Origin of the sequence: Oligoflexus sp. (assembly GCF_035712445.1) — a bacterium.
GTDB lineage: Bacteria > Bdellovibrionota_B > Oligoflexia > Oligoflexales > Oligoflexaceae > Oligoflexus.
The window spans coordinates 43,230-69,296 of the sequence record NZ_DASTAT010000129.1 but is presented as its reverse complement, the minus strand read 5'-3'; the positions used below and the strand labels follow the sequence as shown (position 1 = coordinate 69,296).

22 protein-coding genes are annotated in these 26,067 nt (G+C 53.7%); 16 read left to right on the top strand and 6 right to left on the bottom strand.

Annotation, left to right across the window (positions count from 1 at the left end):
* The 8 genes from VFO10_RS27390 to VFO10_RS27355 all read left to right on the top strand — a co-directional run.
* Positions 1–348, top strand: a 348-nt coding sequence (locus VFO10_RS27390; protein ID WP_325145204.1) for a hypothetical protein, incomplete at its 5' end; no start/stop codon positions are given.
* Between the two features lie 150 nt (positions 349–498).
* Positions 499–4,167 (top strand): phage tail tape measure protein, encoded by a 3,669-nt coding sequence (locus VFO10_RS27385; RefSeq protein WP_325145203.1) that lies wholly within the window; start codon positions 499–501, stop codon positions 4,165–4,167.
* Positions 4,167–4,601 (top strand): phage tail protein, encoded by a 435-nt coding sequence (locus VFO10_RS27380; RefSeq protein WP_325145202.1) that lies wholly within the window; start codon positions 4,167–4,169, stop codon positions 4,599–4,601. Before VFO10_RS27385 ends, VFO10_RS27380 begins: the two co-directional genes overlap by 1 nt.
* The gene (locus VFO10_RS27375) at positions 4,594–4,821 is read left to right on the top strand and encodes a tail protein X (RefSeq protein ID WP_325145201.1); all 228 of its coding nucleotides are present in this window, start codon (positions 4,594–4,596) and stop codon (positions 4,819–4,821) included. The genes VFO10_RS27380 and VFO10_RS27375 overlap by 8 nt, the downstream gene beginning before the upstream one ends.
* On the top strand, positions 4,818–5,801 hold the full coding sequence (locus tag VFO10_RS27370; protein WP_325145200.1) for a phage late control D family protein: 984 nt from the start codon (positions 4,818–4,820) through the stop codon (positions 5,799–5,801). The genes VFO10_RS27375 and VFO10_RS27370 overlap by 4 nt, the downstream gene beginning before the upstream one ends.
* Positions 5,802–5,826: 25 nt before the next feature.
* Positions 5,827–6,165, top strand: a complete 339-nt coding sequence (locus VFO10_RS27365) for a helix-turn-helix domain-containing protein (protein ID WP_325145199.1) — start codon at positions 5,827–5,829, stop codon at positions 6,163–6,165.
* Entirely contained in the window at positions 6,162–7,487 is a 1,326-nt protein-coding gene (locus VFO10_RS27360; RefSeq protein ID WP_325145198.1) for a tyrosine-type recombinase/integrase, read from the top strand. Before VFO10_RS27365 ends, VFO10_RS27360 begins: the two co-directional genes overlap by 4 nt.
* 182 nt (positions 7,488–7,669) lie before the next feature.
* Entirely contained in the window at positions 7,670–7,804 is a 135-nt protein-coding gene (locus VFO10_RS27355; RefSeq protein ID WP_325145197.1) for a hypothetical protein, read from the top strand.
* Between the two features lie 61 nt (positions 7,805–7,865).
* Here the strand turns inward: VFO10_RS27355 and VFO10_RS27350 are convergent, their stop codons facing one another.
* Positions 7,866–8,936 carry an ATP-dependent 6-phosphofructokinase gene (locus VFO10_RS27350; RefSeq protein ID WP_325145196.1) on the bottom strand — a complete coding sequence of 357 codons (1,071 nt, stop codon included), beginning with the start codon at positions 8,934–8,936 and terminating at the stop codon, positions 7,866–7,868.
* A 119-nt stretch (positions 8,937–9,055) separates the two neighbouring features.
* On the opposite strand from VFO10_RS27350, the gene VFO10_RS27345 reads away from it, so the two are divergent.
* The 3 genes from VFO10_RS27345 (at position 9,056) to VFO10_RS27335 (ending at position 12,631) form a co-directional block, all read left to right on the top strand.
* Positions 9,056–10,261 (top strand): tetratricopeptide repeat protein, encoded by a 1,206-nt coding sequence (locus VFO10_RS27345; RefSeq protein WP_325145195.1) that lies wholly within the window; start codon positions 9,056–9,058, stop codon positions 10,259–10,261.
* A 94-nt stretch (positions 10,262–10,355) separates the two neighbouring features.
* Positions 10,356–11,327, top strand: coding sequence for a succinylglutamate desuccinylase/aspartoacylase domain-containing protein (locus tag VFO10_RS27340; protein ID WP_325145194.1), 972 nt, complete (start codon positions 10,356–10,358; stop codon positions 11,325–11,327).
* Positions 11,324–12,631 (top strand): hypothetical protein, encoded by a 1,308-nt coding sequence (locus VFO10_RS27335; RefSeq protein WP_325145193.1) that lies wholly within the window; start codon positions 11,324–11,326, stop codon positions 12,629–12,631. Before VFO10_RS27340 ends, VFO10_RS27335 begins: the two co-directional genes overlap by 4 nt.
* Before the next feature lie 6 nt (positions 12,632–12,637).
* Here VFO10_RS27335 and smpB read toward each other — a convergent pair whose 3' ends face one another.
* Positions 12,638–13,099 (bottom strand): SsrA-binding protein SmpB, encoded by a 462-nt coding sequence (gene smpB, locus VFO10_RS27330; protein ID WP_325145192.1) that lies wholly within the window; start codon positions 13,097–13,099, stop codon positions 12,638–12,640.
* A gap of 59 nt (positions 13,100–13,158) precedes the next feature.
* On the opposite strand from smpB, the gene VFO10_RS27325 reads away from it, so the two are divergent.
* Complete coding sequence (locus VFO10_RS27325; RefSeq protein WP_325145191.1) at positions 13,159–14,130, top strand: RluA family pseudouridine synthase; 972 nt, start codon at positions 13,159–13,161, stop codon at positions 14,128–14,130.
* Between the two features lie 44 nt (positions 14,131–14,174).
* On the opposite strand, the gene VFO10_RS27320 is transcribed toward VFO10_RS27325, so the two are convergent.
* Entirely contained in the window at positions 14,175–15,731 is a 1,557-nt protein-coding gene (locus VFO10_RS27320; protein WP_325145190.1) for a transporter, read from the bottom strand.
* Between the two features lie 181 nt (positions 15,732–15,912).
* On the opposite strand from VFO10_RS27320, the gene VFO10_RS27315 reads away from it, so the two are divergent.
* Entirely contained in the window at positions 15,913–17,955 is a 2,043-nt protein-coding gene (locus VFO10_RS27315; protein ID WP_325145189.1) for a hypothetical protein, read from the top strand.
* Between the two features lie 63 nt (positions 17,956–18,018).
* Here VFO10_RS27315 and VFO10_RS27310 read toward each other — a convergent pair whose 3' ends face one another.
* On the bottom strand, positions 18,019–19,326 hold the full coding sequence (locus VFO10_RS27310) for a hypothetical protein (RefSeq protein WP_325145188.1): 1,308 nt from the start codon (positions 19,324–19,326) through the stop codon (positions 18,019–18,021).
* Positions 19,327–19,405: 79 nt separating this feature from the next.
* The gene (locus VFO10_RS27305) at positions 19,406–19,654 is read right to left on the bottom strand and encodes a glutaredoxin domain-containing protein (protein ID WP_325145187.1); all 249 of its coding nucleotides are present in this window, start codon (positions 19,652–19,654) and stop codon (positions 19,406–19,408) included.
* A 69-nt stretch (positions 19,655–19,723) separates the two neighbouring features.
* On the opposite strand from VFO10_RS27305, the gene VFO10_RS27300 reads away from it, so the two are divergent.
* Positions 19,724–20,836 (top strand): Mrp/NBP35 family ATP-binding protein, encoded by a 1,113-nt coding sequence (locus tag VFO10_RS27300; protein ID WP_325145186.1) that lies wholly within the window; start codon positions 19,724–19,726, stop codon positions 20,834–20,836.
* Between the two features lie 320 nt (positions 20,837–21,156).
* Here the strand turns inward: VFO10_RS27300 and VFO10_RS27295 are convergent, their stop codons facing one another.
* Entirely contained in the window at positions 21,157–23,664 is a 2,508-nt protein-coding gene (locus tag VFO10_RS27295; RefSeq protein WP_325145185.1) for a hypothetical protein, read from the bottom strand.
* Positions 23,665–23,843: 179 nt separating this feature from the next.
* On the opposite strand from VFO10_RS27295, the gene VFO10_RS27290 reads away from it, so the two are divergent.
* Positions 23,844–24,671, top strand: coding sequence for a hypothetical protein (locus VFO10_RS27290; protein WP_325145184.1), 828 nt, complete (start codon positions 23,844–23,846; stop codon positions 24,669–24,671).
* A gap of 13 nt (positions 24,672–24,684) precedes the next feature.
* Positions 24,685–26,049 carry a PQQ-binding-like beta-propeller repeat protein gene (locus tag VFO10_RS27285; protein WP_325145183.1) on the top strand — a complete coding sequence of 455 codons (1,365 nt, stop codon included), beginning with the start codon at positions 24,685–24,687 and terminating at the stop codon, positions 26,047–26,049.
* The last annotated feature ends 18 nt before the right edge of the window (positions 26,050–26,067 follow it).

The window sequence follows — 26,067 nt, the reverse complement described above, 5'->3', positions numbered from 1 at the left end:
CCTGATGCTGCCCAGGTCAAGCACGAGCTTGTCAGCATTCGCATTGGAAAAATGCTGGCTGAATTCAAAAAAGAAAACTTCTCCAGCGATGATTTCGTTGAAGATGATGCGCTTGGTCTTCCTGGGGAGGCTCTTGTCCGTTTTCGGGAGCTGGAGCTTCATTGCGAGCGGATGTTGATAGAAGCCTACTGCAATGGCTTTCCAATTGAGGCCGTCGACGAGCTGGCAATTTGCGATAAGGATGAAATCGTCCTGCTCATCCGAAAACTCCAGAATCCAAAGGGAGTCCCTGAGAAGCCGGAGGCAGAATCCGGAAAAAAGTTGAACCGGACGAAGCGCTCCGCCTAATGCTCCGCGCGGTGGCCGTATTGAGAGAAAGATATGGCCTCAACGCTTCGGAGACCATGGCCATGTCCCTTGAGGAATTCAGGGAGTGGCTGGAAGCTCTGGATGAAAACAGGGAGGAAAAAAAGGATGGCAGACGGGAGAGTCTTATAAATGTCGAAGCGCCAGGTGAGTGTTCTGATCCGGGCAGCATTAGACGGATCGTTCAAAAGTTCATTTAGCACAGCCGATCAAAGGATGGCCGATCTTCGCGGATCCATCAAAGCCCTTTCCCGCACATCACGGGAGTTTTCCGGACTTCAGAGAATTCGGGAGGATGTTCTTCAGCTCAATCAGACGCTGGGTATTCAAAAGGGCGAACTTGAAAAGGTGAGTATGCAGCTCGCCTATCAGCGCAATGTCCACGCCGCGCTGGATAAAACCATCGACGATGCCAGAGCTTCGGTTGAGCAGGCCACAGCGGCTCATTCAGCCAATCGGCAGGAACTGGAGCGGGAGCGCGCGGCCATCGAAGCCCTGAGAAAGCCAAGCCAGGAACAGATTGCACTTTTACAGCAGCAGCGAACCGAACTGAAGGATCTGGAGAGTGCTAAAAAAAGTGCAGCAAGGGTGGCTGCCGGTGCCAAGGGAACACTTGATGGCAAACAGCAATATCTTGCCACTCTTGATTCGGGAATTTCCAGCAAGGAGACTCAGCTGGCAGGTCTTCTGGCATCCGGTGCGCCGGCAGGGGAGATCGCCCGCCTCACGCGCGCGCTTGAGCAGCAGCGCGCCAAGGCGCAGGAGCTGGCTGATGCGATGCATATTTACGAAGCCACAGCCCACGATTCCGCTGCGGCCGCACAGGCAGCAGCGGAACGCTTTGATCGCTTGAACAGAATGCTCATTGATCAGAAGGCAGCCATGACTGCGGCCAGCGAGGCTCAAAATAAGCAGATCGCTGATTTTGAGGAGAAGGTCCGCAAATCGTCCGAGATACTCGATGCTGCGAAGAAAGCGGAAAAAGAGGCAACCGAAGCGAAAAAGGCCTTTGCCAGGCAAGCCCAGGAAACCGGGCGGAGTCTTGAGCAGCTTGAGAAAAAAGAGGAGCATCTCAGCTCCTCGATCGCCGCCACGGAAAAGCGGATCGAAACCGCGAGGGAAGCAAGTGAAAAATACGCGCGGTCTCTTGAAAAGCAGGGGCACAGAGTCGATGACCTGACTGAGTCTCAGCGGCTTCATAACGCCGAGCTTGCAAAGAGCCTTGCACTTGAGAAGCGGCAGGAGGAGCTGGGGCGACTCCGCAATCGTGCTCAGGATCTTCGCTCGCAGGCAATGAGTCATTTTTACTTCACTGTTGGCAGTGGCTTCATGTTTACTGCCCCCATTCGTGAGGCCGTCCTGTTTGAAAAGGCCATGATTCGTGTCAAAGCCATGTCAGGAGCAAACGCTGCGGAGTTTTCCCGCCTCAAGCAGCAGGCGCGCGACCTCGGCGCCTCGACCATCTACACAGCGAAGGAAGTGGCCGAAGCACAGAATGAGCTGGCCACTGCTGGGTATAGAACGAATGATATTATCGCGGTCATGCCCAGCATGCTGGCGCTCGCTGAAAGTTCCATGACTTCTCTGGCTCGAACCGCAGAAATCACAAGCGAAGTACTTCAGGGATTCAATATTGATGTCTCGCAGATGGCGCGGGTTGGGGATGCGCTGACCGCTGCCTACTCCGGATCCGCCTCCAGTCTTGAATCCCTTGGAGAGATGCTGAAGTACGTGGCCGCCTCGTCGGTCGATGTCGGGTCAAGTCTTGAACAGACGCTCGCAGCATCTTCAGTCCTTCATAATAGTGGAGTCAAGGGATCCATGGCTGGTACCGCGATGCGCTCTATCTTCCTTCGAATGGCCAAATCCCCAAAGGAACTTCAGAGGGTGCTGGAGGAAATGCAGGTCCGCGTCAAGGATAAGGATAACAACATGCGCGACTGGATGGACATCATCCGTGACATGAACGTCGCCATGAAAGGCGTCGGAACAGCCAAGCGAGCGGCCGTGTCCAAGGCTCTGGCGGGCGAGGAGCACGCTCCGTCGGCTTCCATTCTTTTCAGATCAGAGGCGGATGGTTCACTGAAACTCATGCGGCGGACGTTTGAACTTTCGCCGGCCTATTACTCCTTAAGCAAGTCCCTTCTGAAAATGCCTGAAAAGGATCTCCGGAGAGCTGCTGAAAATTTGGGTGTCTCCGTCAACCATGCCATGAGTGGCGGGGGGATTGTTTCAGCCTTGGCCGGATCACTGAAAGGCCTTAAGGGACGAGCTCTTGACCTTCAAATTCAAAGAATTTTCAGCGAGCTGAAGCTGAATCCCAGGCTGGAGGACATGAGGGCCGAGGAGTTTTCAGGCGAGGGCGAAGCCGCTGCAGCCGCACTTAGGCGCCTGCATATTAATCGAAAGAAAGCTCTGGGTGGATCAAAGACCGCTGATGAACTGACTCAGGAAATTAGGACCCGGATTCAGACTCTCCCCGCGGAGGAGCAGCTGAAATACATCGAGGTTTTCTTCTCCCGCACCCAAAAAGGGGCGGCTGATCTGATGCAGGAATTTTCGAAGAGCGGGAAAAATTCTGATCAGCTTCTGAAATCGCTCGAGGAATCGCAGACCATGGAAAAAACCAGAAAGGAGTTAAGTGCGTCGACCGCGGCCCAGCTCGATGAAGTCAAAGGCGGTATGAATGACATCATGATCACCTTTGGTGAGGCCTTCATACCGATACTGCGTGACATGGTCGTTTGGCTGAAACCAATTCTGAACGGCCTTGGCGAATGGCTGAAATCGAATAAGGAACTGGCAAAAAACATCATGATCGGCGTCGGCAGCCTCTTCGCGTTTAATGGTGCCATGGCACTTCTGAAGTTTTCGCTCTCGGGCGTTCTTGATCTTTTCCGTGCAGGGAAAACTGTGGCCGGCTGGTTTGCTCCTGGAACCATGGGCGCCTATGGCATGAGATGGCTAAGGACCGGAGCCGGGATCGGAGTAAATTATCTCACCGAAGGCCTCGGGCTGCTTTGGGGTGGATCAAGGTCAGGTGTGAAGAAAGGCTGGGGAAAAGCCAAAGTTGCCGGCAGGTGGGGTGGCAGGCTCCTGAAGGCGGGTGCCATGGGAGGATGGAGAGGGCTTTTGAGAGCCGGACCTCTTCTTACGGGAGCCGCGCGAGCGGTTGGCGCCGCTCTTATGGGACTGGGTCCAGTGGGGTGGGGCATTGCTGCGGCCGTGGCGGCGATCGCAGCTGGCGGGTATCTCATCTGGAAAAACTGGGGCACGATCGGTCCGAAGCTTCAGAAAATGTGGACCGGGATCAGGCAGTCGGTGACCGAAGCTTGGACGTCCATTGCCACTGGGATAGGAGCCGCATGGGACTGGATTGTAAAGAAGATCAGCAGCCAAGGCTGGCTGAAGACCATGTGGGACAAGTTCACTGGACTTTTCAAAAGTGCTTATGAAGCTGTGAAGCCATATATCAAGGTGATGTTCCCGTGGGTTGATTCTGCAGCTGATGGAATCAAGGCGGCTCCCCAGTGGATTTCTGATACCTGGGATGCCGGTAAAAAAGAGTTCTCGGACATTTTCACGATGCCTGATTCCGTGAGAGTTCCTACGGCTGTTGATCGTGTCGGCGGTAATGAGCCTGTGACCCAGCGCAATGTCATCACGATCAACGCTACGATTCATGTGGACGCAGGCTCGTCTGCACCACGGGAAGTTGCGAGCAAAATAAAGAGCGAAATTCAGACGGCTTTCAGAAGCGCTCCATCGTTTTCCTTCCTCGACCCGGTGGAGGTCAGCTGATGGCCTTTGATCCCATTCCCTTTTTTCGAAAGCAGGTCTTTGCAAAGCTAGGCGACTTCAGCTTCGAGCTTCAGACTCTCACACCGGACAGAATTGAGCGGGAAACGGATTACCGCTGGGTGAGGCAGGATCCGCTGGGTGCCGCTCCTATCCAACAGTTCATTGGTGACAAAAAAGGCCAGCCTCATGAGGACAGGATGACAATTTCCGGCGTATCCCATCCTGCGTTCACCGGAAGCTTCGATCAGCTGAAAAAGCTCCGGGATATGGCAGCCGCAGGAAAACCCCTACGCCTTATCTATGCTGATACCAAGGTAGGCGAGAACCTTGGACTATGGATCATCCGAAAGATCAAGGAGGGACGCTCGATCTTCATCGGTGAGGGCGTTCCCCTCAAAGTTGAGTTCACGCTTGAGCTGGATTTTTATGGCTGAGTATCTGCTTAAGGAGGGTGATGAGCTGGATCAGATTTGCTGGAACCACTATGGAGATCTGCCCGGAGCGCTTGAAGCTGTTCTCCGGGCGAACTGGAGCTTACTAAGTTTCTTCGATGATCTCGGAAAAGTGCTTCCCTTGTCAAAGCCGGTCGTGATTACGCTTCCTGAATTGAAAAGACCAACAAACGTTACGGGCAGCATAAGGATATTCGAATGATTCCAAATTTTCGCATTGAAACCAAAAACGGCGATCTCACAGACCAAATTCGCTCGCGTCTTGAAAAGCTGACGATCCGGGACGAAGCGAGCTGGAAATCTGATTCCATGACCCTTGAACTAGTGGACGATGGCATCGAATGGCCAGCAGCTGGTCTCGAATTCACGGTCGCTCTTGGATATGACAATGTACTGACCACAGTTGGAAAATTCACGACGAAGCACATTGGGGTTTCCATGAACGGCAGGCGGACATTGAAAATTGAGGCTGCGGCGATGGAATCGAGTGCTGCGCTTAAGAGCCAACGCGAGCAGTCCTGGGATGGGACTACACTTGGAGCGATCGCCGAGGAGATCGCGAGGCGAAATGGCCTGAAGCCCATGGTCTTTGATGAGCTGAAGTCGGTCGCAATTGACCACGAGGATCAGACCGAATCCGATATCGCGTTTCTAGTCCGTCTCGGACGTCGCTTCGATCATACCGTGAAGGTCAGTGGCCGCTATCTCATGATTACGCCGAAAGACAAGGGCGGGGATCCGAGCGGGACCAATCAGGCAATCAGGATCGAAAACCCAATCCGCTTTGAATACTCGGGAGACCAAACGCAGCGCTACACTGGAGTGCGCGCTTTTTGGTATGACCATGAAGCCGCGGAAAAGCGTTTTGTCATGTACGGCAATGAGGGAGTAGTCCTTGAGCTTGAGTATAACAAGATCACGGAAGCCGATGCGCGTAGAGCAGCCGAAGCGAAATTCCGTGAGGTTGTTCGAAGAGGCAAGACATTGACGCTCGCCGTAGCGGGGAACGTGCAGCTGGCTGCTGAGCGGAGGATTGATGTTCGCGGGCTTGGTGTAGGCATTGATGGAGAATGGGTGATCAAATCCGTGGAGCATATAATTGACGGGTCAGGCTTCCATAGCAACGCGGAGTGTTCCGTGGAACCAGACTCTGAGTCGAAACTGAAGTTTGAAGAATCATGAGACTAAACAAGCATTGAAGGGCAGTTTGCGGCATCTGCTGAATCCGCTGCAGTATTGTCAAGTGGTGAATATGAAGCACAAAAAGGATTGGCCTTTTATGATAGTCAAAAAGAAATCGACGTTAATGGAATCCATTGTTAAAAAGAAAACATCAGGTTCAGAAGGCTCTGTGGCGGTTAGCCACGCAGAGCAGATCTTTGACAATTGGATAACGAAAAAATTGCTGGCTTCGCACCTCGGTATGTCACTCAGCTTTGTGAACAAGTACATGAAGGAAGGACTGCCGTATAAGCGGCGAGGCAGAGCAGTGAGATTTCGAGTGATCGAAGTTGAAGAATGGCTTCAACGGAGATTCATTCAATGAAAAAGTTCAATCCTAAAGTCTATCAGGGTAAAGATCGCGTGTATCCTCCCGTTCCAGGAGCCCCAAATGTTCGAAAAATTCTGATCTGGGATGAAAATAAGAAGGAATATAGGCCGCCGGAAAGAGGGAAGCTATACTTTGCTCGTCGGTATGAGAGAGACTCCTTCGGAAGAAAAAACAGACGTTCAGAATACTTTGAAAGTCTTGAACATGCGCGTGATTGGTTATCTTTTATTGATAAGAATCCTCAGCATGTTCCGGCCGTTTCCAATGCGACATCAGGCGTTCAGGGGCCGACATTTCGAGAAGTAGTCGAGGAATGGAAAGTCAGAAAGTTTCCTGGATTGAGACAAGGCACCAGGGTGCATTATGATCAGATAGTTCAACGCCACTTTCAGATGCTGATGGATTATCCGATAAATTCAGTAAGTCCAAAAGTCATTGATGAATGGCTGGCAGACAGAAAGTCGAATATCGGACAGTATCCTCAAGCTAAGAAGCGCACAGGATTTGAAGGTGAGCTGGATGTTCTTAAAGTCATATTTCACTACTATGGTGAATATCACGATGAGGACACAGTCTATCGGAATCCAATCAGAAAGCGCCATCTCCAGGATGCAAAATTAAACGTCTCACGCCCACCTAAGAAGTTGGATGTCTCAGAGCAGGAATTTTATATATTTCGCGACGAGTTGGAGAAGCTCAAGGACGGGCACCTATTTTCCGTCTTGGCCACTCTGCAGTATTTTTCGGCTCTAAGAATTTCGGAAGCCGCTGCTATTCACTGGGAAGATATCCGGTTTAACTGGAGTGACCCCAAGGAGTCGAGAATACAAATTGTTCGATATGTGGAAAATCGGCAGGAAAAAGGCGGTCAACCCACGATTGAAGCAGGCTTCAAGAACTCCAAGTCGACGGGTGGGGTTAAAGAGCTGCCAATGTTCCCACAAACATTTCATGCGTTGAAAAGACTGTATCGACAAGGGAAGCGCGGTTTGGTTTTTCATGACGAATCCGGGGCATTTTTTAAGTATCACGTCATAAAGGCTAGGTATAATCTTGCCTTTGAGAAGGCTGGTCTCCCCTACACTTCGACTCATGTCATGCGACATGGTTGGACCCGAGAGGTGCTTGATTGTACCCATGGTGACTTTGCAGTTGCAGGGCAGCTTTTAGGGAATACAGACCGGGAGTCCATCAATACCTATGCTAAACGTAACAAGGGAGCACTTACTCTTGTGGCGCACCAGAAATGGGAGGAGTGTACGGCTCAACACGAGACTGGTCGCAATTGGTCGCAAATCGAGGCTGTTAGCAATTAACCCATGGGAAAAACTGAACTTGTTAGTCTGAAAGGCAAAAAGCTCTTGACTTTGGGGGTCTTCCCCCTTAGGTTTTGCTCTCTGTTGAGGCGCCCGCGTGCCTTTGGGTTTGTGCGTGCCTTAAAAAAGAAAGTCCAGCTTCAGCTGTGTGCCGAGGCGGCAAGATATTATGGAGTAGACCAATGGCCAACGTACGTAAAAATCGCCCGCCTCGTAAACGCAACAAAAGTGCAAAATATCGCGCCAAGAAAAAACTGCGCGTTGTTCGCCGCAAGGCTGCAAGTTCGCACGGCAAACGCGGTGGCCGCATTCGCTAAGCTCTGAGATCTGGGGATTTTTTAATCCCCAGTTTCTTTCCTGCCTTTATTCTTCTCTCTCTTATCTTCCCAAGCAAATACCGATCGCTTCTGCAGCTTGCAGATACATATCATCCTGCGCGACAGGCCGAAAACTCGCTGCGACCGAAGCATAGGGAACTGTCTTCATCTCGTGCTTATGCATGACCACGACTTTGCCGTAATCCTTGTTCACCGCAAGATCCACAGCCTTCACACCATAAAGGGTGCCGAGCACGCGATCCCGCGGACAGGGCTGGCCGCCGCGTTGTATGTGACCCAGGACAGTGATGCGCGCGTCGATACCTGTCAGCTGATGCAGTTTTTCCGCCACGATCTGACCAATACCGCCGAGGTTTTTCTTGCCCGGACTGGTCGCGTTATAAAGCGGCTCGCTGTCGGTTTCCATCGCGCCTTCGGCCACGACGATCACGCTGTAGTTCATACCCTGCTTCTGCCGCTCCTGGATTTTACTGATGATGGCATCATAGGCGAAGGGGATTTCCGGCAAAAGGATCACATGAGCGCCGGCCGCCATTCCACTATGCAGCGCGATGTGCCCCGCATGCCGACCCATGACCTCAAGGACCATGATGCGATCATGGGATTCGGCGGTCGATTGCAGGCGAAGGATGGCGTCACTCGCCACTTCCATGGCCGTTTCAAAACCGACCGTGACATCGGCCTGCATGAGGTCGTTGTCGATGGTCTTCGGAATGCCGACGATATTCATGCCGATCTGCGTAAATTGATGCGCAATATTCTGCGTGCCGTCCCCGCCGATCACGATGATGCAGTCCAGGCCCAGGTCCCGATAGGCTTCCATGACAAGAGCGCTTTTATCGCAGGCCGAAGGATTGGCTCCGCCCTTTATTTTAAAGGGGTTTCCCGCATTGGTCGTGCCGAGGATCGTACCGCCGCGATTCAGGATGCCGGAGACATCACGGAGCGTCAGGTTGCGAATCCGATAGGGCCGATCCATGAGTCCGTTGAAGCTATCCTCGATGCCGATCACTTCATGTCCAAGAGTGCCCACAGCGTAGCGAACCACGGCGCGAATCACGCTGTTAAGACCCGGGCAGTCGCCACCACCAGTGCTGAGGCCAATCTTCAATTCGAATCTCCTTCATGAGGGGAATTGGGGGAAAACGTTCTGCGCTATGCCAGGAACTATGATACACTTTTTGATACCCGAGGCACGTGCAGAAGGCGAATAAAAACGAGGGCATTCCTGTGAGCAACGACCTACCCCAGAAGATTCTGATCGTGGATGCTGACAAGTCCGTTGGGCAGGGAATCAAGGGGGCCCTTGAGAAACATAATATCAAGGTGGATACCGCGTCCGACCTTGGAACCGGGCTCTATATGTTCAATCAGAACGTGTACCCCGTGGTGCTGATCGAGCTTGGCTTCGAAGAACTGCCGGGTCTCGTCCTCGTCCAGCGCTGGCGCAATCACGATATGCCCGACAAGCGCAATGCCAGCTTCATTCTGGTCGCCGGCAACCGCGATGGTCACGATTCCGGTCAGGCCAAGCTGATCGAGGAGCTGGATGACATCGAAGTCATCTATAAGCCGCTCAATCCCATTCATATCCTGCCCATCCTGAAAAAGGCGATGATCACGCGCGCACGGCGGATGCGTTTCGTCGATGTTTCCGCCCAGGCCATGAAGCTGGCGAGCCGACCCGAGACGGTGCAAAACGCCATTGATTTCGTCAAGACCAACCTCAAGGATCTTGGCCCGCGCGGTCATGATCTTTTGCGCGAAATGTACGAGGCGCAGAAGTCCTGGGCCAAGGCCATGGATGTGGTGGACGGCATCCTTTTGCAGAAGCCCGAGAACTTGAATGCCATCAATCACAAGGGACGTCTGCTGCTCAAGCTCGGTCGACATGACGACGCTCTGAAATACATGGAACACGCGGATAAACTGGCGCCGAACAATATCCAGCGGATCAACGAGATGGCCATGGCCTATTTGGCTGCAAATAAGCCGGATATGTCGGTGAAACAGATGCGGGAGCTGATCCGTTACCATCCCGATCAGCCGGAAGTGAAGTTCGATATGTTCGCCAAGCTGCAGGAATTCGGCTTTGATGACCATGCCATCAACCTTTGCAAGGACACGACCGACCCCCTGGAGGTGGTTCGCCACTATAACAACAAAGGGGTCGCTCTGGCCAAGGCCGGCAATGTCGAAGGAGCGATCATGGAGTACGAAAGGTCCCTGCGCTTCTATCCCAAGTATAAGGAAAACTACCGAATTCTTTATAATATAGCTCTGGCCCACCTTAGCTTCAAGACGCGAAGCCATTACGAAATCGCCCTGGACTACGTCATGCGCTGCCTGGAAATGAACGATAAATTCGAGAAGGCGCTGAAGACCAAGGAGCAGATCGAGGACCAGCTTTCGAAGCGAAACAAGACCGCTTCGTAGTGTTTCCGGAAAAATTCTGGAGCCCGGACTCGCCTCTCGTGTACCTTGTCTGGAACTTTGGTTCCGGTGTCCCCCAGTCGCAAAGAGGCGTTATATGGCTGACAGGAATATGCAGGCTCTTGAGCAATTTGAACGGCTCGCTCATAAACTCGAAAAAGTGGCCCCGCTGGCCTATGTCTGGCATCCCGCAAAGCCTTCCGTCACAGGCCCCAAACCGATTGGCCTGACGCTGCAGGCGGCCACGCACGGCAACGAAGTCGGCGGCATTGATGTGCTGAATACCTTCCTCGGACTTTTGCAAAGCGGTATCGTCCAGCCGCCTTTTTCCATGGGTTTCGCCATCGGAAATCCGGCTGGCGTGAAAGCCGATCGACGTTTCACCGAACGCGATCTGAATCGCTCGTTCGGACAGTCGGCCGCGCAGTATGAGGAGGAAAAGCGGGCCCGCGCGCTCGAACCTCTTTTGGAAAAGACCTCGCTCTTCCTCGACTTTCACCAGACGATCGAACCTTCGCATCGACCCTTCTTTATTTTTCCGTATACCAAAGGCTCCTTTGATTTTGCTGCGGCTCTGCATGAGCAGATTCCCATCGTGACCCACTGGGGCCTTGGTTTTTCGAAAGACGGCATGTGCAGTGATGAATATGTGAATCACCGCGGCGGCACCGGCATCACGATAGAGCTGGGCCAGAAGGGTTTTGATGCCTATCATGCCGGTGTCGGCTTACAAGTGGCTCTGTCCGCGGTACAATATGCTGTGGGACTTTTCACGGGAGCCCATGAAAAACGGCCAACGGTGAATCCTGAACTGTATACGTGGAGAGCGGTGGTTCCCTTTGAAGAGGGGATGGCCCTGCGTGAAGGCCTTGTGAATTTCCAGGCGATTTCCGCAGGTGAAGCCGTGGGGAGCCATCGAGGTCAATCCCTGAAGGCTCCGGTGGATGGCTGGATACTTTTTCCCAAGTATCCGCGTGATCCCCTGGCCCCGCCTCCCAAAGAATTGTACCGGATCATCAAGCGCATCAGGCCGGATGATCTCGGCAAGGACGGAGTGATTAACAGATGAATTGGACTGTTCGCCTGCTCTGTGTCCCAGTCCTGGGATGGATGACAATGCTCAAGGCCGAGAGCGATGATGGAGCGTTGCCGCGCGGTAAAACTCCGGCGCCTGGACATAAACCGCCCGTGTCCGAAGCGGCGGGACCGGCAGCTGCGACTCCAGAACCTGCGGATTGCACGAGTTATATTGCGAACCCAGAGAGCGGTGAACTTTACTTTGCTCAGGACGGGAAGCTTGTTTATTTCCTGAGTCGACAGGCCGGTGAGACTGCGCCCGAGGGCAAGGGTTTCCTTTATGAAGTGGACCTTGAGAACCTCCGCAGCAAACGCATTGTGTCCCTGAAAATAGGGGATAACGCGGCCCTGGTGGGTCATGGGCAGCCTTTGGAAGCGATGACGGTTCTTGATTTTCACAGGGCCCGCGTGGGCTGTGGCGAAGGATCGTCGGCTGGGATCGGGATCAAGTGGATCGGCAAGCAGAAGATCATCAAATCCTATCCGCAGGGCAGCTATAAGATTGTGGCCTCCGATAAAGGTCCGATCGTGGCTGATATGGAGCTGAGCAACATCAAGCTTTTGGATCTCAACACCTTTCAAAAAAGAACGCTGACCAGTTTTCCGGCCAGGTTCTATCCTCTCTTCCTTCGCAGCGCTCCTCTGCAGCTGATCGGTTTCAAACCGGAGCAGGACGAACTCGTGCGGCTCGATGATCATGACCCGGAGCCCAGCGCAGTTTTGAAGCTGAAAAAGGGCATGCGTCTGGTCCAGGATCAGGATCAGTTTGGAATCGTGACGTCGGGCGATGCCGGTCGCATACTGCAGGTAAAGCAGATCAAAGGCTGGTCGGGGGATGCCTTTCGTGGAATTGATATCCGCCTGCCGGATGGTGTGCTGGCGGATCGCGTGGGCGTGAATGTGGATTTTCGAACCGGCATCTGCCTTGTCCAGGGGGCGAATCCGGATCTGCGGCGTGAGATGCGCCAGGTGCTGATCTACAACAGTGCCAAGGGGCAGATGGATAAGATTCTGAAAGCGCCCGAGGGCCAGTATTTCAGCCAGGCTGTGTTTGGGCAGCGCGGCCGCAAGATCGTGGTTCTGAGCCGGAGCCTTCTGGATGATGGCGTGCAGTCCATTCGCGTGGGGGATGCGGCCACAGGTGAATGGCGCGAGCTGCCGATTGTCCGTGATGGTGAGAAGTCGGGAGAGAAAGCTTCCACTGTCGAAGTCTCTGCGGAGAAGCCGACCGAGAAGCCGGCTCCTGAAAAAGTCGAGAAGGCTGTGCCGGCCGCGACCAAGAAGCTGCCGGATTGAGCCTTATCAGCGGTTGCCCTTCATGGCCCGATGAATTTCCCGCTTGGCGTCTTTTTCTTTGGATGATTCGCGTTTATCGTGGGCTTTTTTCCCTTTGCCGAGTCCAATCTCAAGCTTCACATAGCGTCCCTTGAAATAAATTTTCAAGGGAACCAGCGTAAATCCCTTCTCCGAGATCGCGCGTTCGAGCTTTTTGATTTCCGCAGCATGGAGCAAAAGGCGCCGGGAGCGTCTTTCCATGTGGTTCATGATATTGCCGTGTGAGTAGTGCCCGATATGCACTTCACGCAGAATCGCTTCGGCGTTGGTCAGGTCCACCCAGCCATCGTTCAGATTGCAGCGTCCATCACGGAGAGCCTTGACTTCCGTTCCCTGGAGCGCAATACCAGCCTCGTACTTGTCCCCGATGTTGTACTCGTGGTAAGCCTTCTTGTTGCTGGCGATGAGTTTTATTCCCTTGGCGTCCATAGTATGCCAGGTTATTCCTCTTGTTGAACCGACAAACCAACAGCTCAATGTAAAGCCAAATGCACAAAAGTCCAGTTGAAAATCCAGATGAAAGCGGCGCCTTCCGGCCCCTCGGCCTGCCTGTTTCTTCGTATCATGCGGGGGAAAGGGCTGACGCGTACCTTGCCCGGCATTTTCCTTTCCTTTCGCGAGCCGGCTGGCAGAAGCGTCTGAAGACCAGTGAAGTGCTGGTGGATGGGGCCTCTGTCGGTGTGGCGTATAGGCTGAGAGAAGGGCAGCAGCTCGTCCTTCATCATCCCCAGACCGCCGAGCCTGAGGTCGATCGCGGCATCTATCCAATATGGCGCAAAGGTGCGGTCATGGCTGTTTTCAAGCCGGCTCCCCTTCCTATGCATGAGAACGGGGCGTATCGGAAAAATACTTTTTCCGAGCTGGTGAAGACTGAACTGGGTCCCGAGTGGGCCGCCGTTCATCGGCTGGATCGTGAAACCTCGGGTATTGTTTTATGCGGGGCCACGACCGCGGTGCGGAATCAGCTGGCGCGTTCCTTGGCCGAACGGAATCTTCACAAGGAATATCTGGCGATCACCCATGGCGTGAGCCAGGAAGAGAAGTGGATTGAAAAAGGTCCGATCGGGGATCTGACCAGCAGCGAGATACGGATCAAAAAATGGGTCGTGCCGGAAGGTCAATCGGCGGAGACGCATTTTCAAGTGCTGGAGAGGCGTTCGGATTTTACTCTTTTAAAGGCTCTGCCAAAGACCGGCCGCACCAATCAGATCCGTATTCATGCGGCCTATGCCGGGCTTCATTTGGTGGGGGATAGACTCTTTCATCCGGATGAGCAGGTGTTCCTGGAATGGTTCGTTCATGGGCTCACCGATAACGTCGTGAAGCAGACCGGGTTCCGCCGCTGTCTTTTGCATGCCGAGGCCTTGGCTTTCGTTCATCCTGAGGATGGCAAGGTTCATGAGGTGCGCTGTGGGATGCCGGATGATATGCGGGATTTCTGGGAGCAGCATCGGGCATAAAAAAAGGGGCTTTGCAGCCCCTTCGAAACTTCAAGCCGTAAAGCTTAGAACTTGTAGTAGAGTACAAGGTTGAAGTAAGTGTTCACTGCGGCCACCGCAACATTCTCACCTGTCAGCATACGCTCCTGCGATACACTCACGCCCACGGGAATTCTGGGCTGAAGACCGAGACCATCAAAGCCCAGCGCATAGCTGATGCTGGTGGAGCGCGATGCATTGTGCTGGGACACGCCGTCGTAATAGGTTTCAGGATCGAAGTTCCAGTTGTAATAGCCGAGAACCGAAAGGGTCGAGAGTGCAGGGGACAGAGCGCCGAGGGCATAACCAAGGCGGACATAACCCGTATTCAGAACACCCTTGCGGGAGACTTCGAAGTTGTTCGACACGCCATCGCCATCACCGGGAACGGCAGGGCTCAGGTCAGCGCCTTTCACGTTAGGGTCGGCTTCATTCAGCTTGTCTGGATCGACGAGGCTGTGACGCTTGTAGTTCGGGTTCTTCACATGCAATTCGGTCTGGTTGCTGAAGGAAACCATCAGAGGGTCGATGATGCGGTAGTCATACTTCAGAGCGAGGCCGAGAGTTGTGAAGCCGCTGCCTGTGCGGTTATAGGATTTTTCGTCGTCCGCTTCGCCGGTAGGAAGGCGAACGCCTGCACCCACCGAGAACATCTGCTCCTTGGTGTTATAGACGTTGAAAAGAGCGGCCAGCATGATGTCGCTGAGGCCGGTTTTGCCTTTTTGAGGCTTGGCGGCGTTGGTGATGAGGGAGTAGGCGGCGCGCTCAACCGGAATACCGCCTTTCACCGTATAAACTTCACCTGTGGGAAGCACAAGGCTCGAATCCGTTGGGATTGCGTAGGCTTCGTTGTTGATCTTGTTCAAACAGTCTTCATCGGTCGTGCACTGACCTTGGCTCTGAAGGAAGGGGACGACCTGATCCATCAGTTCCTTGTACTTCTTTGCATAGACTTTGCTCTTCGAGAACTTCTCAGCATTGATCGTCACATCCGCCGAGGCGATGGTGGGGACGAGGAGCTGAAGAGAAATCTTATCGGTTAAACCATATTCAAGTACGTAAGCATTGACGTTTATAACGGCGTCGATACCAACGTCTTTCTTGTTGCCACCTTCTTCAAAAGTCTGATTCCCTGCCACGTTGCGGCGAACGTAGCGGAAACGAGCGACTTTTTCCGGAAGTGTTTGCGCTTCACCAAGCATCACGTACTTGGCGGTTTCAGGATCCTTGCCGCGGCGTTTCAGAACCGCATCAGTGGTTTCCTTGCGGTTCTTGATGCGCTTTTCTTTCAGTTCCTTGACTTTATCTTTAACCTTGTCGCCCAGACCTTCTTCGGTTGGCGCAGTTTCGGTTGGAGTGCTTGGGGGAGTGGTGGTTGAATCAGCAGGTGTTTCCCCAGTTGGAGCCGGAGTCTCGGTCGGAGCCTGATCGGTTGCCGGAGCGGGTTCCGCTGGAGGAGGAGTCGGAGTCTCTTCATCCTGTGCCCACGCGTGGCTTGTGTGGAAGCCAAGGCACAGTCCTAGTACCAGGAGCTTGCTTGTAAGACGAGCCGTCCCACGGTGTGAAGCCACCATAGATTTCATAGAGGGCACTCCAAGAAATGATTCCATAGATGAAGACAGTTTATGTTGATTATAGGGCATGCTCATTTGCATTTCCAGTGGGGGGCTTATTCTTTTTTCATGCGGGACTTTTAGTCGATCCCATTCTGCTTTAGAATGGAAACATCTATAGCACCCATCCTTTCTTGTGCGAGGCTAAGTTATGGCGCTTAAGTTCGGCCGAATGACACTTATTCCGATCGGGATATTGGCTTCTTTGCCCTCGTGTGGCGAGAAAACTGAAAAGAACGAAGGTTTTATTCCGAAACTGAGCGAGATTACGAAAGAGGATGTGCTGACGGACGAGCAGAACGCGGGATCCTCTCTCTGGGCGAAAGTGGTCGATTCTTTAGGCATTACGGATATCGATCGCACTTCGGTTGCTTCGGTAACGGCCAGCTTGAAAGTTCCTTCGACGAAGATTACAGATTCGACCAAGGCGACCGCTTGGGCGGCTGCCAAAGCTGGAAAAGTTGTGGCTGATGCTTCGTCGCAAAAGTGTAGCTCCATCGATGCATTTGTGGATCTTGCCCCTGGGACGAATTATAGCATCAGTGGAAACGGTGCTTTCAAATTGGCTGGTACTGACGGCAAGACGCCTACCAAACTTCTCGATGGCACTCCTCTGAGCGCTGTTCCTGCTACTGCTAAAGTCTATCTTATGAAGTATAAACTTCAGGGTGATACCGCTTCGCGTAATGCGATTGTAACCATTCCTGATTTGACAGGAGCTCAACTTCTTACTGCGGGAGGCTCCACGGTTCAAGGCGCCCTGACAGTAGCTCCTGATTCCACTAGCGGTCATGGCTATCCTGTGGTTTTCTATGCACACGCAGGTGCAACCGGCCTAGCCTATGAAGAAATCGCTCAAACCTTTGGTGACATGCAGTCGAGCCACATTATCGTTGCTCCTGTGTTCCCAGGTGAACCTTTCTGTGTAACCTACGATACGGATGCCACCACAGGTTCAAAAATTCCAACCTGTACCGGTACGAATATTGGTGCAGCGGGTGTCGGTACTTCTGATCCCTATACGAATGACGTCGTTGATCTGATGGGCGCGTATGAGTGCATCAAGGCTAAGTCAGCTGCAACGGATATTCCCGTCCTTACGGCTGCAGGCGCTTCAGCTGGCACTCTCCCGGCTTTGAGCACCAAGTTTGCCAAGATTAGTGCCGATGTCTATGCCGCTGCCGGGACCTTGTCGACTCAGCTTGGTGGAACGGGCACTGCAAACGGTCTTAAAGCTGCAAAAGTCGCGGGAATGGCAACCTATCCTGTTTCCTACGCAGTTGGTTTGGGTCGCGGCGCTGCTGTTGCCAACTTGGCTGTAGCTCGTGGCGGCGCGATTAATTCCGTTATGTTTTCAACTGCAACCGACGAGACTACAGTCGCTGCGCAGACCGCTTTGACGACAGCCGGAGTTACTCCTGGTATGTTCAGCTGCTCGATCGCAGCTGCCCCTCAGTCGACCTTCACCGCAGGCTTGAACAAAATTATTCTGAATTATTGGGTGTCAGGTGGTTCGGATTTCCTGAATTCAAGCAAGCAGGCCGCCCTTGCTCGTATTCCTGGATTTGCCAACATCAAATCCAAAATTGATGCGATCAAAGGCAATGGATCGACGGAAGATGAACAGGCAGCTGCAATCGCCGCTTACATTGAAAGCATCGACACTACCTATCACATGGGTCTGATCCATGGCGGCCTTGCCAACTGGGGTAAAGTGCTTCGCTCCAACACAAAACTATTTGAAGCAGGCTATAAGCAAGCAAGCGACCCGACGGGAGCAGCGGCGGCTTCCACATCAGCAACCGCCACGCTTGCAGCAGCTCAAGGTTCTGGTTTAATCCTTCACGGAACATCGGATATCGTATCGAGTGTCTCGAATAGCCAGCTTTTCTCCGCTATTGCTGTGCAGACATCTACGGCTCTTGAAGCGGCTTCTCCTCGCGTAGTCGGCGGTGTGAACTGGTTGTCACTGGGTATCGCTCCCCCTGCAGAATACCCTGTTGATGGCACGCTTGATGTTGGTCATGTCTCCAATGCCAGCTTCCTGAAAGGCAAAGCTGTCGATGCCACGACCTCGACGATGACTTCGGATTCGAGCTACACCATCTCCAACTATGTTGATAAAACTCCTGTTGAAATCATCACGGCATGGCTTGCGTCCTGCGAAGCCACTGTGAACGCTGCAGCGAATTAATATAAAACAGGCCGAAAATAAAAATCCCCCAGCTTACCAGGGGGATTTTTTATTGGACGCAAATTAGAAACTCCTCTGCGCCCCCCAGCTCTCCGCCGCCCTCTGATGCACAGCCGCAAACGTCTGCCCGATCTGATCCATCAGCCCATCCGAACTCAAATCCTGTATCACCGGAATCTGCTCAATAATCTGTTTAATCCCCTGAATCCCGGCCACCTGAAAATAAAGCACCTGCATCATGTAAAAGCTCTGCTTATAAGCCACCTGTGCTTCCCCGCGATTCAGCTTCAAAAACCCGGCATCAAACGCCTGGGGTGAAAGAAAGGGGAAGGTCGTCGCTGCAAACCTATAAGTCCAGCAGAGTTCAGGGCACTCCGCGACCTGAGCCATCCCCTCCTGAAACCAGGCAGGAAGATTCCGATGCTGAGCATGTTCCGAGAGCACCGCATGCGTGATCTCATGCCGCAGAATCCGCGCAAAATCCTCATCAAAACTTTGAGCCTGCGGAATCGGAATCCGCACCCGTCCATCATAAAGCCCAGCCGTCCACGACGGGCTGTGAGCAATCCGACCAAAATTCTCACTCTGATGAAAAATCACTTCAATCGGCTCGGCCGGGTACGGTAACCCAAGCTGCAGATTCAGGGTCTCAATGGTCTTCTGCAGCACCTGCAGGCTCCCCGTCACCAGCCCCTGATGCTGCACCAGCTGATAACGCAAACGAATAAAGCCCGAGCTGAGTTCCCCCTGCCCGGCGCTTTCCTCGGCCTTGGCGTTCAAACTCGCCTCACGCTTCGCGAGTTCCCGCGTTTCCTCTTCGGTCAAATTTTGAAGGGCGGTCGCACGCTGCGCCAGCTCCCAGGCTTCCGTGGTTTCCCCGAGGGATTCTTTGACTTCAGAAAGAAGAATATAAGCTTCAGGATCGGATTTATTCTTATCGAGGTAATTTTCAAGGTAACTGCTGGCGTTGGCGAAATCCTTCTTCGCGTAAAGACAGTAGCCAAGCCCCTTAAGAGCCAAAGCCTGCGCGGTGTGATCAGGCGTCGATTCCAAAAGCGGCAAGGCCTCATCACAGTTTTTCGCCCGGATCAAAGCCCAGGCCCAACCGAGGCGAATGATAGGCAGCTGCCCCTTGAGCCATTCCCGATAACCATCGCTCAGATTCATATCCGCCAGCTGCTCACGAACCAGGCGATCCGCGTTGGCATAATCCCCGCTCAAAAAACTCCCGCGAACCAGCTTCTCCGCAGCCGCATCGCTTTCACGCGTGTTCGGAGCCGCAGCCATCGTCACCTCGGACGGGGCCAGCTCGGGAATTTTTTCAACAGAAAGAGGAAGGCTTTCCGTCTCGTGGACGGAGGACGTGTACAAACCATTTCGTTTTGACTGGTCCCCCGTCACCGCAAGAGCGGCGACAATTCCAAACTGACTTATGGCCTTTTGGCTGAAATTAAGCTTCAATCAGCTTACCCTGCTTATGAAGAGCGGCAAGTTCGGTGTAGCCACCGAGGAATTTCCCGTCGATGAAAATCATGGGAACTGTCCGATATCCATTATTTTCTTCCGAAAGCTTCTGCCGCAAATCAGGCTTGTCTTCCAGACTGATTTCCTCGTAAGGCACTTTTAACTGAGTCAAAAGTCGCTTGGCTTGCACGCAGTAGGGACAGACTTCTGTGGTGTAGATCTTGACTTCTCGCATGGTATTTTATCCTGATTTAAGGTACGGACAGGTTGCAAACCTTATTCTGGCCCGCATGAGGGAATTCTAATGAGCAGTGATCACCAAAGCAACATATTGTCCGTTTTCATAACCGAGATACTGGCTCAAGCCGCCCTCCGTCCTGAGTTCGCTTTTCTCGGGAAATCACCGAGTGAAGCCAAAGACCGGTTCCTTGGGATCACGCCAGGCGAAAATTCGGCGGTCGCGCAGATCGCGTCCGATGGACTCAATCTCGATCAGAAAAGTGCGCTGGAAATCCTTCTGCAGAAGGAATTGGCGGAACATGGCCTCTCGGCCACGATTTATTTCAAGCGCAAAAATTCTTTCGCGGATCGCATGGCGGCTCCGCAAAATCCCGGCACGCAGCCACCCCCGAATCGCGTGGGCCCTTTCGGTGTGAAGATGCAGCTGCGGCCCATCCCCGGCGTGAAAAAAGTCATCGCCGTGTCGTCAGGCAAGGGCGGAGTGGGTAAATCCACAGTGTCGGTGAATCTGGCCGCTGGACTCGCCGCGCAGGGTCAGGCCGTCGGGCTGCTCGACGCGGACCTTTATGGTCCATCAGCGCCCCTTATGATGGGCATTCATGGTCCCTTATCCATCTCGGCCGATCAGAAAATGATCCCTCATGAAAAACACGGCGTGAAGGTGATGTCCTTTGGTTTTATGTCGGATCCCTATCATCCTGTGATCTGGCGTGGGCCCATGATAGCCAAGGCCTTGGAGCAGCTCTTCTACCAGACCGTCTGGGGCGAGCTCGATTATCTCGTCATCGACCTGCCGCCGGGCACTGGCGATGTTCAGCTTACCCTTATCGAAAACATCCCGCTCCATGGAGGGATCGTGGTCTCGACTCCGCAGGCTGTCGCCTTGCTTGACGCCCACAAGGGTCTTTCGATGTTTGAAAAGCTCAAAGTCCCTGTGCTGGGCCTGGTCGAAAACATGTCTCATTTCCAATGTAGCTCATGCGGACACCTGGATGACATCTTTGGGCAGGCGCAGATCGAGGCCTTTGCTGAAGAGCGCAAGATCCCGATCCTAGGTCGCATTCCTTTGCACAGAAGGATACGCGAAGCCTCTGACGGCGGCATTCCCGTGGTGAATCTGGATCCGCAATTCGCTCTTTACTATATGCCAATCATCGAAGCGGTTCTGCGGAGTTAGGCGGGAATTCGCGCGCTGTCGGGATCCTTGACACCTGATTAAGTCCCGGCTCCTCAAGACACTGAAATGACTTGTAAAGAAGAGCGAAAGCGATTTGCAAAAATTTGGGGTGCAGTCAAATCAGAGGTTTGTGCATCTGGCACGGCCGCTGCAATAACTCTATCAGCCGGGTACCATCCCGGATGAAAGTTGGCTGAGTTTTCCCTAAGGTTTGAGAGAAAAAAGTTCAAACTACCCCGTTGTTGCTGCTCTTAATGCTCTTCTGAATCGCTGCAAAATACTGACCTCCGAACTCAGCCAGCTTTCATCCAACCCGGTCCTTACTTCGCTCCCAGTTGGACCGCCAGACTCGTCAGAACTTCCCGCAAAGAATCATCCTCCTTCGGATAATCCCCTGCTAAAAGCAGAATGCGTCCATCCGCTCCCTGAATCTTGTAAACACTGATCGCTTTCACAGGTCCAAAATCATCCTGCGCGCTCACAGGAATCTCCGACCACTGATTCGGTTTCGCGGCCTTGGCCAGACGTTGATAGACAGCGCTTTTTCCCTGGGCCGCTGACTGCGCTCCGCTTCGCCATGTGGCCAGGGCCTCGGTGGTCTTTCCAATGTTGACGAGGCATCCCGTTCCGCTGATCTGCGGCAGATACTCGCGCGCGATTTCAAGGGCCGTATCGCGATCAAAGCACAGGCTCATTCTCAAAAGCGCTTCGTTGGCTTTCGCAGTTGCCGTCAGAGAGGCGAGACTGCCGTTGTCGTCAGCTGGAACAAGGCGGCCCCCCGCACGCGCAGACGGCGTGGGCGCTTCGATCGGAATGTCATCCAAGGCCCCGTCCGAGGCAAAATCATCTATCGCAGGACCCTGCTCGTCAATGGACTCATCATCGCTGAAGCCCATGGCCAAGTCCTCAAGGGGGTCACTTATTTTCGCAGCTGGAGATTTTTTCGGTTTTTCCTTGTCAGCCGCGGGATTCAGATGAATGTTCGTATCTTCCGCCGTGTCGGCGCTGAACTCAAGGTCTTCATCGACCGCTGCATGAAGATCAATGCGCGTATCTTCCGGTTCATCATCGAAGTTGGGATCCCGGAATTCAGGCTCCGAACCTTCTTCGTGCACGGCCTTCCGGAGATGGACGCTGGTTTCCTCATCATCATCCGCGAATTCAAGTCCGGTCAGGTCCTCGGGCTCGTCGCCCAGGCTTGGCGTCATATCGGGTTTTTGGGCCATGCGAGTGGACTCGACGGGAGGCTTGAGTCTCGGGCCGGAAGGCTTGGCCGCCACAGGAGGCTCGGGTTCATCCAAAAGCGCAGAGGCATCATCACCGAAACTCAAATCATCAAGACTGGAGTCCTCGTCCAGTTTTTCCGATTCCGCGTCGGCATCCAGACTGAGGTCAGGCGTGTCACCGAGCAGGTCGTCTCCCGAATCATCGTCGCCGCTCGTTTCAAAGACAACGGCCGCAGCGGGTGATTCCTCATCAGAGGCGCTCAGCTCATCATCATCATCAGAAAATTCATCCATGGCCTCGGCTTTGGCAGCCTTCTTCGTCGGGGCTTTCGGCTCGTCATCCCATCCCGGTTCATCGGACAAGCCGCCTGCTGCGGATTCATCGTCCAAACCAAAATCGTCCATGGCTTCCTCATCGGCTGCCGCTGATTCATCATCCAGCCCAAACTCGTCCATGGCTTCAGTCCTGGCCGTTTTCTTCGCAGGCTTGACCGGCTCATCTTCCAGCCCGAAATCATCCGACGCGTCACCGCTCGCGGACGCTTCCTCATCAAGTCCGAAGTCGTCCAGCTCGTCGCTTTTCGCAGCTTTCTTAGGCTTGACCGGCTCATCATCCAGCCCGAAATCATCCGGCAGATCGGAAGCCTTGGCCTTCGCCTTTGCAGGAGGAGCAGGTTTCGCAGGGACATCATCGGCATCTGGCCACAGGTCATCGCCGATGTCGCTCCCAGCTTCCAGACCCTCCAACTCATCGTCGGAAGGAGCGGAAACGCTCCCCTTTTTCTTCGGCGCGTCATCGAAGTTATCGAAGGGATCGTCGACATCCAACCCGGCATCATCAATGGAGTCCGCATCAAGATCGTGGCCTTCCCCGGGTGCCAGCTCCAGGTCACCGCCTGAATCTTCCAGATCGATATCATCGAAGTCGCTGTTGCCGACGCCTTCATCCAAACCGCTGGCATCAATGCCGTTCAGATCGGAATTGTCATCCATGGCATCCATTTCATCATCGAGCGAAACCTCTTCCACCTGCTCTTCGCTATAGCGTTCCAAGGCCCCGCCGCGCGCTTCCGGAATTTCCACATCGCCTTCGTCGACAATCTTCTGCTTGATCCAGGCCGCGCCCGCATGATTCCGCAGAAAGTTCGACAAGGCCGTCGGCCGGGGCTTGAACTCGGGATTGAGTCGGCTCAGGCCTTCATGAATCTGGGACAGGGGCGCAATCACCGGGACCACTTCGAGCCCTGTGAAAAATTCCAGCTGCTTCAAGGTGCTCTTATCCAAAGGATCGGCAACAGCCACAGTGATGCGATGATGATCGACTTCAAGTGGCAGGACTTCGAGGCGTGACACCATGCGTCGGTCCACCTGCTCCACAATGCCGGGATCGAGGCGATCCAGCAGGTTTTTAGGTGCGACCACATACTTCGTGCGTTCCGCAAAGAACGCCGAGAGTTCATCTTCATCGAGAAGCCCAGTCGAGAGGATGCACTTGGCAAACGCCCAGCTCCCCTGACCACAGGTCTTGGTTATCGTGACGCGGTCCTGTTCGGTGAGAAAACCCTCTTTGACAAGAAGCGCGCCCAGACCGGATGCTCCCATAATCCCCTCGCTCCTCGGATGAATGACGCGAAAGACCCTGGCACAAGGCTCCCAGGGCCTGTAACAGCAGGACAATTCCAGGTGGATTGTGCTAGGCAAAGAACTTTAAGATCTATACTATCACATTTTTGCAAACTAGCGCTTTTATGCGTTAATTTGGCCGAAATAAAGAGGAATGTATGTCCAGCGAAAAGTCGAAAGAGTTGAATATCAAGGGACCTGATGCCTTCCAGGTCAAAGTTGGTGATTTTCTGGCCGGTATTGCCCAAAATCCCAAACCGCTTTTTGCCGTCATCGCTTTGCTGCTGGCCGCGCTGGCTGCTGGATATGGCATTCGTTATTTCATCGCGCATAAGGCCGACGGTCGTCGCGCCGAACTTTCGAAGATCGACGCCGTCTATGAAGACGAATTGAAAAATTACAACAAGCAGCGCGAAGCGCTGGAAAAACAGCGTGATACTTTGAAAGCCGCCCAACCGAAACCGGCGGCTGATGCCAAAGACGCCAAGCCCGTGGAAGACACTCCTGAAATCAAAGCCCTTGATCAGAAGATCACGGCTCTGAAACCCGATCATGCGGCGTCGTCGGAACAGTACAAAAAATATTTCGAAGAGCATAAGACCTCGGCCGAAGGCTGGGTGGCTGGCCTTCGTTATGCGGCCTTTGCCGCCGAGCAGAACAAGCTGGAAGACGCGCAAAAGGTTTTGGAAGAGTTGACGAAGAACGCCAAGTCGCATCCTATACTGGAAACACAGGCTCTGATGATGCTGGTGTCCATCCAAACCGATCGCGGTGAGCTGGATAAGGCACTTGAAAGCGCAGATCTGCTGATCAAAACCGTGGGCGATGATCTCAAGCCTCGCGCGCTTCTGACCAAAGCTCAGATTCAATATCTGAAAAAAGATTATGCGAATACCCGGACGACTGCGACCGAGGTTTTGACCAAGTATGAAAACAGTCCGGAAGCCGATCGCGCCCGCAGCCTTGTGGCTTTGCTCCCGGAATAACAAAGGTCGTTTCATGAAAAGCCTTCGTCTTGCTCCCTGGATTTTAACGCTCGCCTTGCCGGCTTGCACCCATACCGCAGCAGATACCCCAGCGGCAGCTCCTGACGCTAACGCTCCTCAAGCTACGGCCGCGGCCGTGCCTGAGGCTGTTACAGGCGATCAACCGGCATCCACGGCTCCCGTTGCGGGTGCTGCAGTGGAAGCCGGGCCTTCGGTTCCCGTCGCGACGCCTTCTGCGAAAGCTCCGGACGTTAAAGCCGGGACTGCACCAGCGGCGCCTGCGCCTCAAGCTTCGGTTTCCACGGAAGCCCAGCCCTGTTTGGACGTGAACACGCCGACCTTTACGAACTGTCGTCCGTTCCGTACCGGCATGATAAAAATGGCCCCCGAACTCGACGCCCAGAAACCGATAGGCGCGATCGATGAATCCGGCTGGACCATGGCCACCGATGTTCTGATTGGATCGGTCGATCCCGAGTGGGTCAGCGCCTACAATCTGAAATCGAAGTCCTTCGTCTGGTGGCTCAAGATTCCCGAGAGCATGACGGCTCCCGCGGATGTCTACGGCAGCTGGGCGATTATTCCTTTGCGCGATGGCCGTCTTTTGAAGGTGGAAACACAAACCGGCAAGCAGCTGTGGGAAACCCGCCTGAGCCGCTTTGTGACTGCGAAGACGACTCTGTCTGGAAACGTGCTCCTTGCCTATAGCACGGATCAGAAACTCTATGCGATCGACTTCCAAACGGGTCAGCATCTTTGGGTCTATGATACGGGCACCACCGCGAACCTTCTTCTGCGTGCCGGGGCTGGCCCCGTGGTTGCGGGATCGGAAGTGATCTTCGGCACCACCGAAGGCGATGTGCGCTCGGTGAGTTTGAACTCAGGCAAGGAAAACTGGAAACTGGATCCAAGCCGCGAGGACTTCCGCTTCAAGGATGTCGTGGGCGAGATCGGAATGGGCAATCATCAGATCTATGCAGCTCGGAGCGATGGACTGGTCTTCGCAGTGGATATACTCAATAAGCCGAATGATGTGCTGTGGAAGGAAACGTTTCCAAGCGTTACGGCCTCCGCTTATCGCGATGGCACCTATGTCGTCGGCTGTATCAATGGGGATCTGATCGCCCTGCAGGCCAGCACAGGCCGCCAGCTTTGGAAGGTCAACCTCGGAGCTTCCATCAAGACGATTACGATCGGGGAAAAGGCCATTTTCGTCGGCGGAAGCCAGGGCCGCATCACTGCGGTTTCGGGTGCCAATGGTCAGATCCTATGGCACGATGATCTGCAGGGCGTGCTTACGCGGCAGCCGATCGTCGTGGATGATGAGATCTACTTCGCAACCGGGCTCAAGGTTCTTTACAGCTATAAAGTGATGTAAAAAAGAAGGGGCTTGAAA

Excerpts from the sequence above, each read along its gene's own strand:
- VFO10_RS27385 (WP_325145203.1), top strand. The coding sequence starts at position 499 with ATGTCGAAGCGCCAGGTGAGTGTTCTGATCCGGGCAGCATTAGACGGA.
- VFO10_RS27380 (WP_325145202.1), top strand. The coding sequence starts at position 4,167 with ATGGCCTTTGATCCCATTCCCTTTTTTCGAAAGCAGGTCTTTGCAAAG.
- VFO10_RS27375 (WP_325145201.1), top strand. The coding sequence starts at position 4,594 with ATGGCTGAGTATCTGCTTAAGGAGGGTGATGAGCTGGATCAGATTTGC.
- VFO10_RS27370 (WP_325145200.1), top strand. The coding sequence starts at position 4,818 with ATGATTCCAAATTTTCGCATTGAAACCAAAAACGGCGATCTCACAGAC.
- VFO10_RS27360 (WP_325145198.1), top strand. The coding sequence starts at position 6,162 with ATGAAAAAGTTCAATCCTAAAGTCTATCAGGGTAAAGATCGCGTGTAT.
- VFO10_RS27355 (WP_325145197.1), top strand. The coding sequence starts at position 7,670 with ATGGCCAACGTACGTAAAAATCGCCCGCCTCGTAAACGCAACAAAAGT.
- VFO10_RS27340 (WP_325145194.1), top strand. The coding sequence starts at position 10,356 with ATGGCTGACAGGAATATGCAGGCTCTTGAGCAATTTGAACGGCTCGCT.
- VFO10_RS27335 (WP_325145193.1), top strand. The coding sequence starts at position 11,324 with ATGAATTGGACTGTTCGCCTGCTCTGTGTCCCAGTCCTGGGATGGATG.
- smpB (WP_325145192.1), bottom strand. The coding sequence starts at position 13,099 with ATGGACGCCAAGGGAATAAAACTCATCGCCAGCAACAAGAAGGCTTAC.
- VFO10_RS27325 (WP_325145191.1), top strand. The coding sequence starts at position 13,159 with ATGCACAAAAGTCCAGTTGAAAATCCAGATGAAAGCGGCGCCTTCCGG.
- VFO10_RS27320 (WP_325145190.1), bottom strand. The coding sequence starts at position 15,731 with ATGAAATCTATGGTGGCTTCACACCGTGGGACGGCTCGTCTTACAAGC.
- VFO10_RS27315 (WP_325145189.1), top strand. The coding sequence starts at position 15,913 with ATGGCGCTTAAGTTCGGCCGAATGACACTTATTCCGATCGGGATATTG.
- VFO10_RS27305 (WP_325145187.1), bottom strand. The coding sequence starts at position 19,654 with ATGCGAGAAGTCAAGATCTACACCACAGAAGTCTGTCCCTACTGCGTG.
- VFO10_RS27300 (WP_325145186.1), top strand. The coding sequence starts at position 19,724 with ATGAGCAGTGATCACCAAAGCAACATATTGTCCGTTTTCATAACCGAG.
- VFO10_RS27295 (WP_325145185.1), bottom strand. The coding sequence starts at position 23,664 with ATGGGAGCATCCGGTCTGGGCGCGCTTCTTGTCAAAGAGGGTTTTCTC.
- VFO10_RS27290 (WP_325145184.1), top strand. The coding sequence starts at position 23,844 with ATGTCCAGCGAAAAGTCGAAAGAGTTGAATATCAAGGGACCTGATGCC.
- VFO10_RS27285 (WP_325145183.1), top strand. The coding sequence starts at position 24,685 with ATGAAAAGCCTTCGTCTTGCTCCCTGGATTTTAACGCTCGCCTTGCCG.